Genomic DNA, 18,261 nt, shown 5'->3' on the forward strand with positions numbered 1-18,261 from the left:
GAAGAAACTACTCACAATCATATCATTCCTTATACGATATAAGTCGAAGAGAGAAAAATAAGCAGCCGGATTTAAACTGACGATCTGCACATTATGAGTGCTGTTCGTCACTTTCGTATAGCTCTATATGTATGAGAATAAAAAATCAAAATAAAAAAGGATATGGTAACATTTTGTAGAATAACCAAAAGCATACCAATAATTTTTTGATAATCCGATTTGTTCTATATGGATATTTCCTTTCTTTGATAGTTTAACCTGTAAAAAAGTTTACCTGTAAATTATAAGAAAAGAGGGTGACGATGAACCAAGAAGACGAAAAGCAAAACCCTTTTTCTCCATTTCTTAGTACTGATGGAGGCAAGACCAAATCCAATGCAATTGAGGTACCGTCTATAAACTTACCCAAAGGAGGCGGCGCCATCAGGGGTATTGATGAAAAATTTTCTGTTAATGCTGTGAACGGTACAGTCAGTTTTTCATTGGATCTTCCTTTTTCTCCCGCACGCGGCGCGGCGCCGGCGTTGAGCTTAACCTATAACTCCGGCGCTGGAAACGGTATCTTTGGATTAGGCTGGTCATTGAATTTGTCTTCTATAAAAAGAAAAACAGAACAGGAACTGCCCAGGTATCTGGACGATTGTGATTCTGACACCTTTCTTTTTTGCGGTGGCGAAGACCTAGTGCCGGAGTTTAAAAGGGATCCAGAGGGTAATTTTGTCCTGGATCCGGAGGGTAACTATGAAATAAACGAAAAGGATTCCAGCGACGGTTTATTTAAGATCAGATTTTATAAGCCCAGAATTGAAGGCCAATTTGCCCTAATTGAAAGGTGGTCGGGCAAGACTTCTCCGGAATTAAAATGGAGAGTTATCACGAAGGACAACGTGATTACTCTGTTTGGCTGGAGCTTAGATTCCAGAATTGCCGATCCCCGGGATGAAAATAAAGTTTTCGAATGGCTGCCTGAATTTGTTTTTGATGACAGGGGCAATTGTTCCCGGTATCTTTACCTGAAAGAAAATGAACTGGGTATGGATTCAACTCAGTTGTGCAGCCGGAACAGGTTTGAAAGCGGTAAAATTACTTATACGAATTTATATCTGCATAAAGTTTTATACGGCAATAAAAGTCCATATATCCAATTTAATGATCCTTTCCCTGCCGAATCCGGCTACATGTTTCAAACGGTATTTGATTACGGTGAATACGCATTTGATCCCCCCTGCGTAAAGTCAAACGACTGGCTGTTCAGGACGGACCCTTTCTCTTTTTACAAGGCCGGTTTCGAAATCCGTACCACCCGTATATGTCAGCGGGTTCTGCTTTTTCATTATTTTGACGAACTTCCGGGTGGTTCTGCTTTAGTAAAATCCTTAAGTTTTGAGTACGATCATGATTCTGTTGGGGAAATCAGTTTATTAAAGTCCGTTACAACAGCAGGATATATTAAAAAGGCAGACGGAACATATACCTGCAAGCGATTGCCTGCCCTGGAACTGGACTACCAAAAACATGCCTGGAACAGTTCGGTAAGCGCCATTGCCGCTGAGCAGTTGATTCATGCGCCGTCTGGTTTGGCCGAACCCAATTACCAGTTTGTAGACTTATTTAATGAAGGATTATCCGGCATTCTCAGCGAACAGGCCCAGGGTTGGTATTATAAGCACAATCTTGGTCAGGGAAATTTTGAACAAGCCAGGTTGGTTTCACCCAGGCCTTCTTTCAGCGGATTAGGGAGACAAACAAGTTTACTGGACCTGGATGCCGGCGGTGAAAAACAACTGGTCAGTTTTAACGATGGGATAAAAGGATTTTTTGAATTAAGCAAAGACAGGGACCTTCAATCATTCCAGGCGTTTAAACATTTCCCCAACGTTGACATGCAGGATCCTAATATGCGGCTGCTTGATCTAAACGGCGACGGAATGCCGGAAATACTCATTGCTGAAGATAATGTTTTTATATGGTTTGAGTCCGAAGGCAGAAACGGTTTTAAACAGGCCTGCCGGATTGCGCAGTTTTTTGACGAAGAAGAGGGTCCGCGTATTTTATTTTCCGAACCCTATCAGAGTATTTTCCTTGCCGATATGTCCGGAGACGGTTTAACTGATTTGGTAAGAATCCGCAACGGTGAAGTATGCTATTGGCCCAACCTGGGTTACGGAAAATTCGGGGCTAAAGTGAACATGGACTGTGCTCCTGTTTTTGATTTTCCGGATCATTTTAATTCTGATTTTATCCATTTGGCCGATATTGATGGCTCGGGAACAACTGACATTGTCTATACGGGGAAAAACAGGATCGGCTGTTGGATGAATAAAAGCGGAAACGCCTGGAGCACAATACCTTTTTATTTAGACTCGCTGCCGGAGGTTAATTCTCAAACAAAAGTTACAGTAGTTGATTTTTTAGGCAGCGGCCTGCCCTGTATCGTCTGGTCGAGCGCACTGGAAAAAGACACCCATGCGCCTTTGCAGTATGTTGACTTGATGAGCAGCAGGAAACCATTCCTGATGGCCCAATATAAAAACAACATGGGTAAAGAAGTTACCCTCGAATATACACCGTCAACACAATTTTACATTGAAGATAAAAAAGCCGGAACACCATGGGTTACCCAACTGCATTTCCCGGTTCACTGTCTTTCCAGGTCAGAAACAAAAGACATCGTTTCAGGTTACCGGTTCGTAACTTCATACCGGTACCATCATGGCTATTATGATCATGCCGAAAAAGAATTCAGAGGCTTCGGTATGGCAGAGAAGACCGATACGGAATACTTTGAACACTGGGAAAAAGGCAGCTTCAGCAATGTTGCAGATAAGGAACTGCACCAGGAACCGGTATTGACCAAAAATTGGTTTCATACGGGAGCCTTTTTAGACGAAGTAAAAATCCTTAATCAGTTTGAGCATGAATACTGGTATGAAGAGATGTCCAGGCAGGGCTTTTCTGCTGTTAATTATGAATTATCCTTATCCGAAGCCCGGATTATCGCCGCACCAGGAATAAATAGCATTAACTTAGAGCATCTGAGCGCTGAAGAGCGCCGGGAGGCAATCCGTGCCTGCAAAGGTATGGCTTTGCGTTCTGAAGTATTTGCCAAGGATGCGCCTTTGTCAGGGGCAAGCCCTGAGCAACGGCGACGGGAATTAACACCTTTTTCTGCAGCAGCCAGTAATTGTGTTATAGAACTGCTGCAACCCAAGGGAAATAATAAACATGCGGTTTTTATAGTTAAAAAAAGCGAGTCAATCATTTACAGCTATGAACGCCATACGGAAGATCCCCGGATAGAGCACAGCCTCAATCTTAAAATAGATGCTTACGGCAATGTTCTGGAATCTGCCGCGATAGTATACCCCCGTTTGTTGGCGGACGATTCTCTTCCTTCCGAGACCAGGAACGCTCAAAACAGGACAACTATAATTTACACAATAAATGACTTTACCAATGACGCCATAAATGATGACTATTATCGTCTCCGTCTCCCATCGGAAACAAGAACTTATGAACTTAAGGAGGTTGCTAAAACCGGCCCTTATTATACGCGATCAGATTTTGACAATATTTTATCTGCAGCCGTAGAAGTGCCTTACCACCTAACGGATGCCGAACCTGACCCGGGATATGCCCAGAGAAGATTAATTGAGCATATACGCACAATTTATCTGAGGAACGACCTTACAGTTCCTTTGTCTCTGAGCCAACTGGAGTCAAAAGCGTTTAAGTTTGAAAGCTATCAGCTGGCTTACTCTCCTTCTTTGCTGTCTGATATTTTCGGGACCAGGGTAAACGATGCCCTGATGCTGGAAGGAAAGTTTGCGCATAGCGAGGGGGACGAAAACTGGTGGATTCGTTCCGGGACCACCCTTCATATTAACGAGGGGGAAACATCAGCCGATGCACAGGACCGTTTTTATATTCCCGTATCTTATATTGATCCTTACGGCGCCCGAACCAAAGTAACATATGACGATAAATATCATCTGTATATACGAGAAGTGGAAGATGCCCTGGGCAGTAAATCCTCAATTGATCTTTTAAATTTCCGGACCCTGTCTCCACAGCGGATAAGAGATATAAACGACAATATCTCAGAAGCTGTTGCCGATGAACTGGGCTTTGTTAAAGCTACGGCTTTATTCGGGAAAGGAAATGAAGCGGATGATTTGTCGGGAATTTCAGATTATGAAACTGCGGCAGAAACTTCAAACGCAGCTGAATTTCTTAATGCTCCGGCTTCAGACCAGTTGATCAGCGCAGCCAAAGAATTGCTGCAGAAAGCAACGCTGCGTTTTGTTTATGATCTTGACGCATACCAAACAAACGGGGAACCGGTTGTTGCGGCTTCTATAGCACGGGAAGAGCATTTTCAGAAAAACCCTGATTCGCCTGTGCAGATAACTTTGGAATACTCCAATGGAATAGGACAAGTAGTGCTAAAAAAGGTACAGGCAGAACCCGGTCCGGCCAAAAAGGTCTGCGTTAATGCCGACAACACCTATACTCTTCTGGAAGTAGACACGTCTGCTCTTGTGCCCGGTCAGCTGCGCTGGATTGGCAGCGGCAGGGCAGTGCTTAATAATAAAGGTAAAACCGTTAAAAAATACGAACCCTACTTTTCCGTAACACACAGGTATGAAAATCTAAAGGAGCTTGTAGAAACCGGTGTCACACCGGTACTGTACTACGATGCGCTTGGTCGACTAATTAAAACGGCTATGCCTGACAGCACATTCAGCAAGGTTGAATTTGATTCGTGGAAACAGGTTGTCTATGACCGCAATGATACTGTATTGGAAACAGCCTGGTACAATAATCGTACCAACCGGCTCATTGACGCCGAACTTACAGCGGAAGGCAAAGATCCCGGCAGGGAAAAGGCAGCCGCCGATCAGGCGGCACGGCATTCGGATACCCCTGCTTTATTATATTTCGATTCTTTGGGAAGACCGGTTTTATCTGTAGAACATAATAAGCATCCGGAAACTGCCGCTGACGAATTTTATTACACAAAGGCAGATTTGGACGCGGAAGGCAGCCTGCGCAGCATAAAGGACGCCCGCGGCAATGTGGTGGCGCAATATAAGTACGATATGTTGGGCAACAAGGTTTATCAGAAAAGCATGGATTCGGGACAAAGGTGGCTGCTCGTCAATATACTGGGCCAGCCGCTGCGCACATGGGATGAGCGCAGTTTTGAGTTCCGGTATTCCTATGACGTTATACACCGTCCGCTTCAAAATACAGTGTTGGGCGGGGACGGCGCCATGCCTCTTAATCATATATTTGAGAGAATCTTCTATGGAGAAGCGGAACCCGGTTCCAAACTAAAAAACCTCAAAGGTAAAATTGTACGCCATTTTGATACAGCCGGCCTTGTGGAGACCCCAGCCTTTGATTTCAAGGGGAATCCCGAATTAACAATCAGAACACTGTTTAAAAATTACAAAACTGAAGTTAACTGGTCAGACGACCATTTAACTGCAGACCTTGAACCGGTAAAATTTAGCTTCGGTTCGGAAACCGATGCCCTCGGCAGAATTACCAGACAGATAAAACCCGATGGCAGCATTATTATTTTTTCTTACAATGATACAGGGCTTCTTAAAGGAGAAATTGTAGTTCATCCGGATCCATCCATTACCGCAACCTATATTAAAAATATCGAGTACAATGAAAAAGGTCAGCGCCAAAAAGTCATTTACGGAAATGATGTAGTCACCAAATATTACTATGATAAAAATACTTTCAGTCTTAAACGCTTAGAATCCAAAAGAAGTAATGGTGATCCGCTGCAGGATTGGTATTATACCTATGATCCGGTTGGTAACATCACTCATATTGAAGATAAAAATATCCCGGCAGTTTTCTTTGATAATCATAAAATAACCGGCATATCCAGCTATATTTACGATGCCCTCTACCGGCTGGTTGAAGCCTCCGGCAGGGAGAACGATGCGGCTCTTGCTTTGGACAGCAATGATAACTGGCATGATCAATGTTTTTCAGCCTGCTTCAATCCCGGCGATCCCATGGTTATGCGCAACTACAGTCAGAATTTCCAATACGATGAAGCGGGAAACATTGCGCAAATCCGGCATCTGGCTGCCGGCAACAATTGGACCAGGACCTACGGCTACGAGACAGACACCAACCGCTTAATCAGCACACAGATCGGAACGAATAATTATCAATATTCTTATCACCCGCAGCATGGTTTTATGACCGCGATGCCCCACCTGGAAGAAGTAGGCTGGAACTTTAAGGAGGAAATCGCAAGAACCGTTCGCCAGAGAATTACAGATGACGGGACACCGGAAACAACCTATTACCAGTATGACAGCCAGGGGCAGCGCCTGCGTAAAATTACGGAAAAGCAAACCGGCGCCGGTCTTACACCTGAACGTAAAGAAGAACGGGTTTACCTGGCCGGTTATGAATTCTACCAGAAGCACAGCGGTAATAATGCGGGGCTGGAACGGACCAGCCTTAGTCTTATGGACGAACAGCATCTTTTTGTAATTATAGAGACACGCAACGATGTGGATGACGGTACAGAAAAACATCTGGTACGCTATCAGCTGTCCAACCATATAGGTTCAATCGGTTTGGAAATTGACGGCACAAGCGAAGCCAGGGTAATATCCTATGAGGAATACCGTCCCTATGGCGCCACTGCCTTCCAGGCTAAAAACACAGCAATTAAATCTGCCGCCAAGCGCTACCGTTATACAGGCAGGGAACGTGATGAAGAAAGCGGCCTGGAGTATCACAGCGCCAGGTACTATATACCGTGGCTCGGCAGATGGATAAGTGCGGATCCGCTGGGGATTAGAGGTGGTTTAAACGTATTCCGGTATGTTGAAAATAATCCCCTGCGCAGCAATGACCCCGGCGGCTTATGTACATGTGATCCGGAAATACAATCATGTATGCCTCTTCCATGGGAGGAAGAACTGGAATCAAATTGCGTCTGCGAGTCTCCCGAAACTTATACTCCTGCCCCTCAGCAAGAATACACAGAGGAGCCAGTTTCTTTAGAATACGAACCCGAGGAGACAGAATGCCGCGCCCCTGTATCAACTCCTGCTCCACCTCAACCTGCACATTCTGAGATATATGTTCCGGCATCGGAAACCTCATCCTCCGAAGATTCTGATTGGGAACTATTTGATAATCCGATTTGGAATTCTACAACAAACAATGCAGTCAGCGGCGCTGCCGGATTTTTTGAAAATGTAAATCCGATTACTATTAACATGCCAACTTTTAGGGATGCTGCGATCAGATTAAGGGGAATGAGGGGATGGGATGCCATGCTGCGCGCCGAGGATGCCATATCGGCGCCGGCCTCAAGGCTTCCTGGAGTATTTGGCCCATCTGGCTCCATCGTAGGCAGCCGGCTGCCCATGGGAATGAGCAGGGCAAGCGCAGTCTTGGCTCCGTTGGGGGTAATCAGCAATGCGATCAGCTTTGAAGACGCCATTTCCAGGCAAGGTCCGGTTTTGGAAAGAGGAGGAGATGCAGTGAGCAGCGCCTTAGGCTTTTTCTCTTCTGGGGTCGGGACTGTTGGATTGGCAGGCGCAGGATTGGAACTTGCCGGCGCCACTACTGTTGGTGGAGCGTTAACGACCGGCGCCGCTGCCCTGGGCCCTGCCGCTGCTGTCGCAGGTTCCGGCGCCGCCGGTTATGCATTAGGGCGGTTAGCGGATGAAGGTGTAGGCGGATTAATGAATGTTACGGGAGCGAGCGATGCTATAGACAGTTGGAGGGGGATTACCCGGCCTTCAGGGCAGCACGGGGATTACAGCATCAGCGGCTTAGGCGCAGAAGGCGCAACGGCTCTTGATCAAGGCGCCGTATCGGTATTGCGAAGCGCCGGTGTGCTAGATGAATCCAGGCCGGCATATACTCAAACCCTGGGCTGGTGGCTTGCCGACCACCTGCCTTCATGGATGCAATAGGCAGTTTAGTTTGGATAGTCTAAGAAAAAGGGGAGGTACTAAATGTCAAAAGCGTTTGGAAGAATAACCGATAAGCGCAACAAACCTTTGGCTAATCTGACAGTCTGTGTTTATGACCGCGATATGCGTTCGGAGGAGTTGCTGGGTGAATCCGTAACCGATAAAAAAGGGAGATACGAGATTACATGGAAAAGCAGCCGGCCGGATGATATAACCGTCAAAGTATTCACAAAGACAAAGAAAAATCTGCTGTTTTCTTCAGGGTTAGATATTGTAAGATTTAACGCTTCAGACAGAGAAGAGATCAATATTATTGTTGATAAAGATATTAAACCCGAGGCAGCGGATTATGATTCTGTTTTGGAAGAAATTAATGCAGTCGTTAGACGGGTTCCTCTTACTGAATTACAGGAAAATGAGCAGCACCGTGATATAACTTTCCTTTCCAGGAAAACCGGCCTGCCTGCTGAAAAGATAGAGCACCTTGTTGTTGCCCACCGCCTGCAGGCCGCATCGAAGATTGACGCCGATTTTTTCTACGCTCTCCTGCGCAAAGACACTTTTTTAAAAAGCGGAGCATCCGGGTCTTTTCCTGTAAGGTTTAATGCAGATGTCAATGCGGAGATTCTGCCTTTGCTTTATGACATGGCCCTGGTTGACTGGAAAATAGTTAAGCAGGACGTAGATACTGCCGTGAAGGAAATGATCGTTTCCTCCAATATGAAAAAAGAATGTAAAAATAATTATACCAAACTGCAGAAATACAAGGATAAGGCTTCCGCCTATTACCAAAATGAACGTCCGCAAAAAATTATCGGGCTGATCAGCAACTTTATCCTGGAAGATAAAATATCAGCCGTGGAAAAGCTGTTCAAAGAAAATAAGGATGATCTAAGCGCTTTCCTGAAATCAATGTCTGATAATAATGTGTATCCGGATGCCGAAGCAGCGGGCGTATCGGAAATATCGGTTATGCTCGGTGAGTTATTTGGTTATGAAAAAACGATTATCTCTGAAGTCAAAGAATCACTGAAAATTAATGAAAAGGAAGATATCCGGAAACTGGCTTACTTGAATAAAGAAGGCTGGCAGGAGGTACTTACCAAAACAGCAGATAAAATTAATCTGGCCGGCAAACCACTGAATAAAAAGGTTATCAGCATACAGGCTTCTTCATTGGTGCGGAAAATGGAGAAACTGTATCCTACGGCTGCATTTTCCGCTCAATTAGGACGTGAGAAAAAATCTTTATACAAAAATCAAAAAGCCATCGCAGACTTTTTAACGGAACATGAAGATTTCGATTTACAAAGCCAGAACCTTGATCTTTTTCTGAAAGAGAAGCAATTAACTTCAGAGACAGATTCATCTATGCGGGAAGAATTAAAAACTATGCAGCGTGTTTTTAAATTAGTCCCTCATTATGGTAAAACCAACGCCTTGCTGGAAAACAAAGTCCGGTCGGCATACAGTATAACAGCCCTGGGTAAGACCCGGTTCCTGAAAGAGGTTGCGCCCAAAGCCGGAATCAAGGAAAAAGAAGCCAAAGCCATCTACAGGAAGGCTGAGCAGACTACAGTAGCTTCCATGCTGATTGCCGGCAACATGCAGGACATGATGCGGTCTACGGACCTAGCAGCCTTGCAAAAAAAGAAACTCCCCCAAAAGCTCGAAGCGGTAAGTCAGGATTTCCCCAACCTGAAGTCACTTTTTAAACTTAAAGACTACTTTGCCTGTGAGCATGGACGTTCTGTACTCAGTCCCGCCGCTTACCTGGTGGAGATCCTGGAGTTTCTTGACAATAGAATCGTAACAGACCTGACCACCACGCCGAAAAAACGTAACTGCCTGGCAAAGGAAATACTGTTCGAACGCCGCCCTGATTTGGGAGATATAGATTTAGGAGTGGAAAATGCTGAAACACCTGTGCCTTACATTGATTTGGTTTGTGAACAATTAGAAGATGCCATTATTCCGGATAACGGATTTATATACAGCGGGGTTCTCTCCGATGGGCCTATCCCTGACGCAGGAACGGTTTCTGCCGATCTCCTGGCAGCCTGTAAAGCGGCTGATATTCCCCTTACGGAAAACGCACAGCTCTTTGATACGGAAATATCGGATCCACCCCCGGCTGTTTTACCACCAATTGTAAAATATCTTCGTGATGACAAAGCCGTCTGCAAACTTACCGATCTTGGCGGGGGCAGCTGGCGGGTGAAACGTTTAAGACAAACATACTCCGCCGCCGAAGAGCTTGATGCTGCGCCGGAGTATGTAAACGGCCAGGTTTATCAAGAATTGGCCGGCGCAAAGTTTGCTTTCCAACTTCCTTTCGATTTGAACCATGTCGAGGCTAAAGCTTATTTTTCCCGTTTTAATATTTCCCGCGCTGAATTAATGTCTGCTTTCCAGGTTTCCGGCAGCCCGGCTGACAGCGGCATTGCGGCGGAAATACTGGGACTGACCGACGAAGAGCGTGATCTAATCGCCAATCCCCGTCCGCAGATCAGCAATCAGGAATTGTACTGGAATACTCCTTCACACTGGGATACAGATCCCGTTGTTTATGGCGGCATCGTGGAGTACATGAAAAGATTGGACCATTTCCTGGACAAGACCGGCCTTACTTATGATGAGCTGGTTTTACTGCTCTGTCTCAACTTTATTGACCCGGAGCAGAAGCTTTTTATACTCCACAATTATGACGACCCATCCGCCGCCAACCCTGTGTTTTCCAGTGATCTTACTAAAAAAGAAATAGCCAATCTTGATATCGCAGCTCTGGACAGAATACACCGGTTCCTTAGATTGCAGAAAAAGACAGGGCTGAAATTAGAGGTCCTTGATCAGATAATTTGTCAGCACAGCGCTGATCAAAACCATCTCGGCGCCTGTCTGATACGCATGGCGGCATTAACCCAAATTGCTGAAGAAACAGGAATCAAGCCGGATGAACTGGCCGGTTTTTACGGTGGACTTCCCCACCGCTTCTTTGATTTTGATAACGCGCCCAAGCCTCTTTATTACCAGGTATTTTTGAATAAAGCCAAGACCGGTTTTATCGATGAACGCTTACTGCCCGAGAAAGCAGACAGTGGTTCTGAGCTTTTAGAAAACTGCCTGACCAGTATTGCGGTTTGCCTGCAAATTTCGGAAAAAGATTTAACTGTTTTATGCAAAATCTTACCGGACGGGCATGTAACCTTTGCCAATCTCAGTTACCTGTTTGCGGCTTCACGGTTAATGCGCAAACTGAAGATTAAAGCTGAAGATTTTATTATTCTGGTTCAATTAACAGGGATTAATATACAGGAGGCGCCTCAAAAGACGCTTGATTTTGTGAAAGCAGTACGAATCTTTCAGGCTTCTCCAATAAAGGCTGCCGATCTGCAGTTTATGCTCAGGCATGATGCCTCCAATTTGCTTGACCGGGAAATAAAAGATGAAAAAGTACAAACAGTACTGGAGAAACTACAAAAAGAATTCCAGAGGGCTTTTTCAGGCAATAAATCTCCTTTCAATCCTGACTTATCCGCCGATAATCAAAAAGAAGGCCTGCAGGCGCTATTGTCCCAGTTGCCTAAATACAATGAGGACGATCCGGAAAATCCGGGGCTGAGTGAAGAAGATGTTCAAACCATGATGGGCTTTATTGACCGGCAATGGACATCAGCCGCAGACGCTAAATTAATGATTACAGCCAAACTTGGGCCATTCCTGGATACGGGTTCCATAGGAAGCATTTTAACCTGCATAGATTCTCTGGAGGCAGCTTCTGACGCTGTCTTGGAAACAGAGCGGAATGCCCTGCTGCAAGCTTTTATGGAAGCCTTAACGGCTTACCTGTACACAACGGATAAAAAAGCCGTACTCTCCGAGCAGCTTGCCGCTACCTTCAAGGCAGATACCGAATGTATAAACACTCTCATGGAGTACGGAAAACTGAAGCAGGCTGCGCCCGGAAACGACTTATTAAGCGAAATTTTATCCTCCGATGCCATGATCGATACCAACGATACACACTCCACACCGGTCCTGCCTTCTATAAACGCTGCCGCATTCCCGGAGCAGTTCCAGTCCCTGCGTCTGCTGCATAAACTGCTTCCCCTGGTTAGTGCTTTAGAATTGGAAAATGACGAACTGGAGTGGTACTTAAACCATAACGCTGATTTGGGATGGATGGAATTGGATGCCATTCCCTGCCAAACCGGGCAAACATCTATTGATTATCAAAAGTATGCTGATTTTACCCAATTCCTTTCCCTGGCTCAAACGCTCACTCCCGTACCTAATCCCGCCGATGCGGAAAATCCCGTTACTTTCTTCAATGTTTTGGAACTGCTCCTGCCCGGCAGCACAGTTACAGAGGAAGAGTACCTGGAAAAGTTTGCTTTGTTAATCGGTTATGATAAAGAAAATGTAACAGCGGCAGCCAATCACCTCTGTCCCGTCTTTAGCTTGGAGTATTACCGCCATGTCCAAAACTGGACAGCGATAACCACGTGCCTGGAGCACCTTCGGAAGCTGGGCTATACCGTGGAAAAGGTTCTCGCTTTGATTGATCCGGTTTTGAGCGCGGAGGAAACCAAACAGCTGCGTACATCCCTTAAATCCCGCTATGATGAAGATACCTGGCTTACTACACTCAAGGAAATAATGGACTCAATCCGCCCGCAAAAAAGAAATGCCTTGATAGCCTATCTGCTGGTCGTCAATCCCGAATTTAAAGATACCAATGATTTATATGACCACTTCTTAATAGATGTAGAGATGGAAGCAGGTATGCCTTCGTCCAGGATTGTACAGGCACATGGCGTCGTTCAGCTTTTTGTACAGCGCTGCCTGATGGGACTTGAACCTAAAGCAGCGGCAAATGTGGAAGATGACCCGGGCTGGGAACAGTGGAAATGGATGAAAAATTACCGTGTCTGGGAAGCCAACCGCAAGGTGTTCCTCTATCCCGAAAACTGGATTGAAGCAGAACTTAGAGATGATAAATCTTTCTTATTTACTGAAATGGAAAATGAACTGCAGCAAAATGAGCTCACAGATTACAATGCGGAACAAGCCTTGATCAGATATCTGGAAAAGCTGGACAATATATCTTTCCTGGAAGTTGTGGCTGTATGGTACCAGGTGGATATAAAGACTATGCATGTCTTTGCCAGGACCAAAGGCGGTGATCCGGCGCTCTATTATTACCGCAGATTCGAGCAGGAACGATACTGGACACCATGGGGAAAAGTGGAACTGGACATCACCGGCAGCCACCTTTTGGCCTTTATGCGCAATCACCGTTTATACCTGGCCTGGCCGGTGTTCTCCGAAGAACCGGACCCGCAGCCGAAATACACTCTGCCCGATCAGAGTACAACGGATCCGCAGCCTGTAGACAAGCCGAAGCGTAAACTCAAGGTCCAGTTGGCCATCAGTGAATTTGCCAATCAAAAATGGCAGCCGAAAAAAATATCTGCCGACGCCATCATGACACCGGATTATTATACTTCTGATGATATACCGAGAGAGAATTTCAAGCTTTTTTACAATGTGTTTGCCCAGCAAATTGTTATTTATAATACAATTAAATCAGAAGAGTTCGATAATGAAGTGTTGGCGGGCGCCTTTAACCTTACAGGCTGCAAAGGATATCCCGAACTGGCTGATTTTATCCCTGCGGCCACTCCGTTAACCTTTGATTTTCTTCCCAAGTTTACGGATACCAAATTAATTAACCAGCGTTATATAGAGACGGAAAACGTTGAAAATGACTTGGCTGTTTTAGGTGAACATTCAATACTGGCCAGCAAACAAATAGACGAATTGTTGTTACAGACTCCGGGGATATTCAGACTAACATATCCGCACCAGTTGACTATAATTGATATCCTTGCTTTCTGTTGGCCTTTTTTAATTAATTATGCCAATATGGAAAAAAACACAGCCAGTGTTCAAGCCATATTACGTTATGCGAAAATACCCCTGGGGACTTTGCTTCCTTATTATATGGAAGACAGCGTACATTCTTATGTTATCGTACCCGGATTCTACGAAAAGGCAGCCCAGGTTAATAAGCCTGATGGATTAATTGGGGAAAACATCAGTATTTCCGGGTCAGGGGAGACTGAATACCAGAATATAAAACGGACAGTTTCAGATGTCCTGCAGCTGCTTGAAGATATTGTCGCTTTTATTCAAGCTTATATACAATATAAAGCAAATTCCTCTCCAACTGAGGAGCAAAAGGCTGAGCTTATTGATGACGTCCTGGAAATCGTGCATGAGTTTCAGGTTTATACCGGTTTAAAATATGGTGAGGGATTTAGGAACATGTATCACCCCCTGGTCTGTCCGCTCAGGGCAGCTTTGTATAAAGACGGAATCCCTGCCTTAATGAAGCGGGAGACACAGCGGTACATCAATCCGGATTTTAATTTTAAAAACTATTATCAGCCCACAGCCCTTGTTCCCAAAACATACGGCATCAAAACCTTAGATAAAGAAATATTCTTTTATCCGGTCGAGGATATCGATTTTACGGTCGGCGGGAGCTACAGCTGCTACAACTGGGAGCTGTTTTTCCACCTGCCTTTTTTAGTTGCCACCCGGCTGACCCAAAATCAGAGGTACGAAGAAGCGTTGACCTGGTTCCACTTTATGTTTAATCCCACCGGGGCATTGGAAGGCCCGGCGCCGCAGAAATATTGGGTAACCAAACCGTTTTACCTTACTCACGATGAAGAATATGAAGATCAACTTATTAATAATCTGATGTATAAAGTTGCCGCTGGTACGCCTGAAATAAAAGAACTGGAAGCAGCTATCGAACAATGGCGGAACAAACCGTTTAAGCCGCATGTGGTGGCCCGTTTCAGGCCGGTGGCTTACCAGAAAGCCTTGTTGATGAAATACATCGACAATCTTACCGAATGGGGCGACTGCTTATTCAGACAGGATACCATGGAATCGATTGCGCAGGCTACGCAAATGTATATTCTGGCCGATAAACTGCTGGGTCCCAAACCCAGAGTCGTACCACCGGTCATTAAGCAACCTTATGAAACCTATAATCAGATCAAGAACAAAATAGATTCCTTCGGCAACGCCTTGATTGAACTGGAGAATATCCTGCCCGACTTATCGGCATTGCCGGAAGGAGGAGAAGAACTGCCTCCTGCTCCAATCACCCTGTCCATGCTTTATTTCTGCATTCCCCAAAACGATAAAATACAGGAATACTGGGACCGTATCGCTGATCGCCTGTTCAAGATTCGCCATTGTCAGAACATTGACGGGGTGGAACGAAGCCTGGCCCTATTTGCGCCGCCCATTGATCCTGGTATGCTGGTGCGGGCAGCCGCCGCAGGTCTGGATATATCGGCCGTTATTGCCGGCATGAATGCTCCGGCGCCATATTATCGCTTCAGCACACTTTCTCAAAAAGCGACTGAATTGGCTCAGGAGGTTAGAACTCTGGGCAACGCTCTGCTGCAGGCTATGGAGAAGAAAGACGCCGAGGCATTGTCTTTGCTCCGCAGCGCCCTGGAAATTAAACTGCTGCTTATGGTTAAGGATATGAAGCAGCTTGCGATTGAGGAAGCCAAGGGACAGATCGAAGTTCTGAAGAGAACGAAGGCGGTGACTGAAGAAAGAGAGCAATATTACTCGAGTATTCAAAAGATAATTTCTAAAGAACAATTAAATCTGGATAAATTAAGCGAAGCGCAGGATTATCAACTGTCGGCTCAGATATTGAGGACAGTTTCCGGAGCGCTGGCTCTTATTCCTGAAATACATCTGGGCGCTAATGGATTCGGTGGGTCACCGGAAGCAGTTTTTCAAACCGGAGGTATGGCGTTTTCCAAGGCTGCCGGTGCAGGAGCGGATGTGTTGAATATTCTAAGCAGCGCGGCTTCCTACGAAGCGAACAGGGCTTCTATCCTGGCCGGGTTCGACAGACGATATGATGACTGGAAACTGCAGGAACGTCTGTCTAAAAAAGAGTTGGCCCAAATAGAAAAACAAATTGCCGCAGCAGAAATAAGGAAAGATATGGCAGAAACCGACTTGAGAAATCATGAACTGCAAATCGAAAACGCCAAGAAAACAGATGAATTTATGCGCAGCAAGTTTACCAATGTGGAGTTGTACAACTGGATGATCGGGCAGATCACTTCAGTGTATTTCCGTTCCTATCAATTAGCGCATGATTTTGCTAAAAAAGCGGAAAAAAGTTACCAGTTTGAACTGGGCAGAGATGACACATTCATTCAATATGGTTACTGGGACAGTATGAAAAAAGGTTTGCAGACCGCCGATCATCTCCTTTACGATATAAAGCGCATGGAAACCAGCTACCTGGATAAGAACAAGCGGGAATACGAACTTACCAAACATGTTTCGCTTGCGATACTGGATCCCCTGGCTTTAATTAAGTTCAAGTCAACGGGAGTTTGCGATTTTGATCTTCCGGAGGCTTTGTTCGATATGGATTATCCGGGGCAATATTTCAGAAGGCTGAAATCCATAAGCATCAGTTTGCCCTGCGTCACCGGACCATATACTTCTGTGAGCGCAAAACTTTCTTTGGTAAGCAATAAGTATAGGAAGAACACAAATCCGGACAATGCTATGGGAACAGAATATGATGAGGACTTGGGCAATGATGAGCGGTTTGCATACAATCTGGGAGCTATTCAATCTATTGCCGCAAGTAATTCGCAAAACGACAGCGGCGTATTTGAACTGAATTTCCGGGATGAGCGTTACCTGCCGTTTGAAGGCGCCGGAGCCGTCAGCAGCTGGAGACTGGAGCTTCCGCAGGAAATCAGGCAGTTTGATTACAATACAATTGCGGACGTCATTCTGCATGTAAAATACACTGCCAGAGAAGGAGGTTCAACTCTGAGAGGGCTGGCGGAAACCACCTTGAAAGAACGCCTGGCTGAAATAAAGCAAAGACTTAACCAGGAAGGCCTGCATGTCGCCATCAATTTAAAACATGACTACCCCAATGAATGGCACTTATTAAAGAAAAACGGAACCGTAGATTTGAAAATTGATAAATTCCGGCTGCCCTACATGGCTCAAACACTGGATGCGGCCATAGAAGATGTGATTTTCATGGCCAGAGCCAAGAGTGAACCGGCCGAATTTTCGATTAGTATTAATGAGAATGATGTAGACTTCTCTTTGATATCCGACTTTTTACTCTATAAAGGAAACAGCAGTGATATTGCTTTGGACACAATGTTTACATTATCCATGTCCGACGCTGAACAGCTGACAAATCTTGATGAACTGATGTTGATTGTGAAGTATAGTTTCTAGAAGGTTAGTTGCCTAAATAAATATACAAAGACAAAAACAAACTGCTAAATAACAAAGCCCGGGTAAATAACCCGGGTTTTTATTAACCAATAAAAAGCGGGAGCAGCCGGAGGCAGTATCCCAGCTTTCGCTTCCACATGGCCCCGAGCGGGGTTACCAGCCGGGAAGGCGCCGTTTAAAACTTTTTCATAAAAACTTTAAAAGTCATGTTGACAATACGTATAATGCGTATTGCTATTAAGCCATCCAACCAAGCCCGGAAAAATATCGATACCCTGCCACAATAAAGAAATAAAGCCCAAGACAATAAACTCAATCTTGAAACAAGCAGGGCTAAAGTAAGCCTCAGCTTGTGAATGCGATATATTATAAATGGAGGTCATTCTTGATGAAATTAATTTATCCTGCCTGCTTTTATACTTGCGAAGAAGGAGGGTATACTGTCATTTTCCCCGATTTGCCGGGGTGCATAACCGAAGGCGATACCTTAACTGACGCTATCGACATGGCTATTGACGCAGCTTCTGGATGGTTACTGGATGAAGTAGAAAATAATAAACCAATACCCAGGTCTCCGGCAAAGTCACACTAAATACCAATTAGTGACAGAGCAAGTTCGCGATTCCACCCCAGTTTACGTAAGCTGGCGGCAATATTCTTAAATCCATGCAGATGCAAAAGACTAAGGAGCCGCGATAAATTAATGTGATAGGGGTTGACAATTTGATGGCGTGGTTGTATCATAGCGTTGGGGTGATAGGTTACGGAGCCACGATGGAACCCGCCATTTTGGATCGGAGATCGTCTTTTCACAGAAAAGGATCTTGAATTGATCCGTTGGACGACAGAACGCTTTCCGGGCTTGAGCCGGATGGAACTGGCTTTGACTTTATGCTTTGAACCTGCCGTGGAAAGCGCCGGGCGGACAATTGCGCCTTCATGGGTGCTTGGAGGTGTT

3 protein-coding genes and 1 pseudogene are annotated in these 18,261 nt (G+C 45.3%); all 4 read left to right on the top strand.

Translation table 11 applies throughout. The annotated features are described in order from the left end of the window. Nucleotides 1–302: 302 nt before the first annotated feature. The 4 genes and pseudogenes from DEH07_01450 to DEH07_01465 all read left to right on the top strand — a co-directional run bounded on the left by DEH07_01450 (nucleotide 303) and on the right by DEH07_01465 (nucleotide 17,895). Nucleotides 303–6,908, top strand: a pseudogene (locus DEH07_01450) (insecticidal toxin complex protein). Between the two features lie 1,107 nt (nucleotides 6,909–8,015). After that, complete coding sequence (locus tag DEH07_01455) at nucleotides 8,016–17,303, top strand: hypothetical protein (protein HBY03219.1); 9,288 nt, start codon at nucleotides 8,016–8,018, stop codon at nucleotides 17,301–17,303. 231 nt (nucleotides 17,304–17,534) lie between these two features. Further along, nucleotides 17,535–17,645: a hypothetical protein gene (locus DEH07_01460; protein HBY03220.1), complete on the top strand. Its 111-nt coding sequence runs from the start codon at nucleotides 17,535–17,537 to the stop codon at nucleotides 17,643–17,645. Nucleotides 17,646–17,691: 46 nt separating this feature from the next. After that, the gene (locus DEH07_01465; GenBank protein HBY03221.1) at nucleotides 17,692–17,895 is read left to right on the top strand and encodes a hypothetical protein; all 204 of its coding nucleotides are present in this window, start codon (nucleotides 17,692–17,694) and stop codon (nucleotides 17,893–17,895) included. Nucleotides 17,896–18,261 lie beyond the last annotated feature (366 nt).

The organism is Desulfotomaculum sp. (assembly GCA_003513005.1).
Taxonomy (GTDB): domain Bacteria; phylum Bacillota; class Desulfotomaculia; order Desulfotomaculales; family Nap2-2B; genus 46-80.

Bases quoted from the DNA above. Each gene is read 5' to 3' on its own strand.
- DEH07_01455 (HBY03219.1), top strand. From the start codon at position 8,016: ATGTCAAAAGCGTTTGGAAGAATAACCGATAAGCGCAACAAACCTTTG.
- DEH07_01465 (HBY03221.1), top strand. From the start codon at position 17,692: ATGAAATTAATTTATCCTGCCTGCTTTTATACTTGCGAAGAAGGAGGG.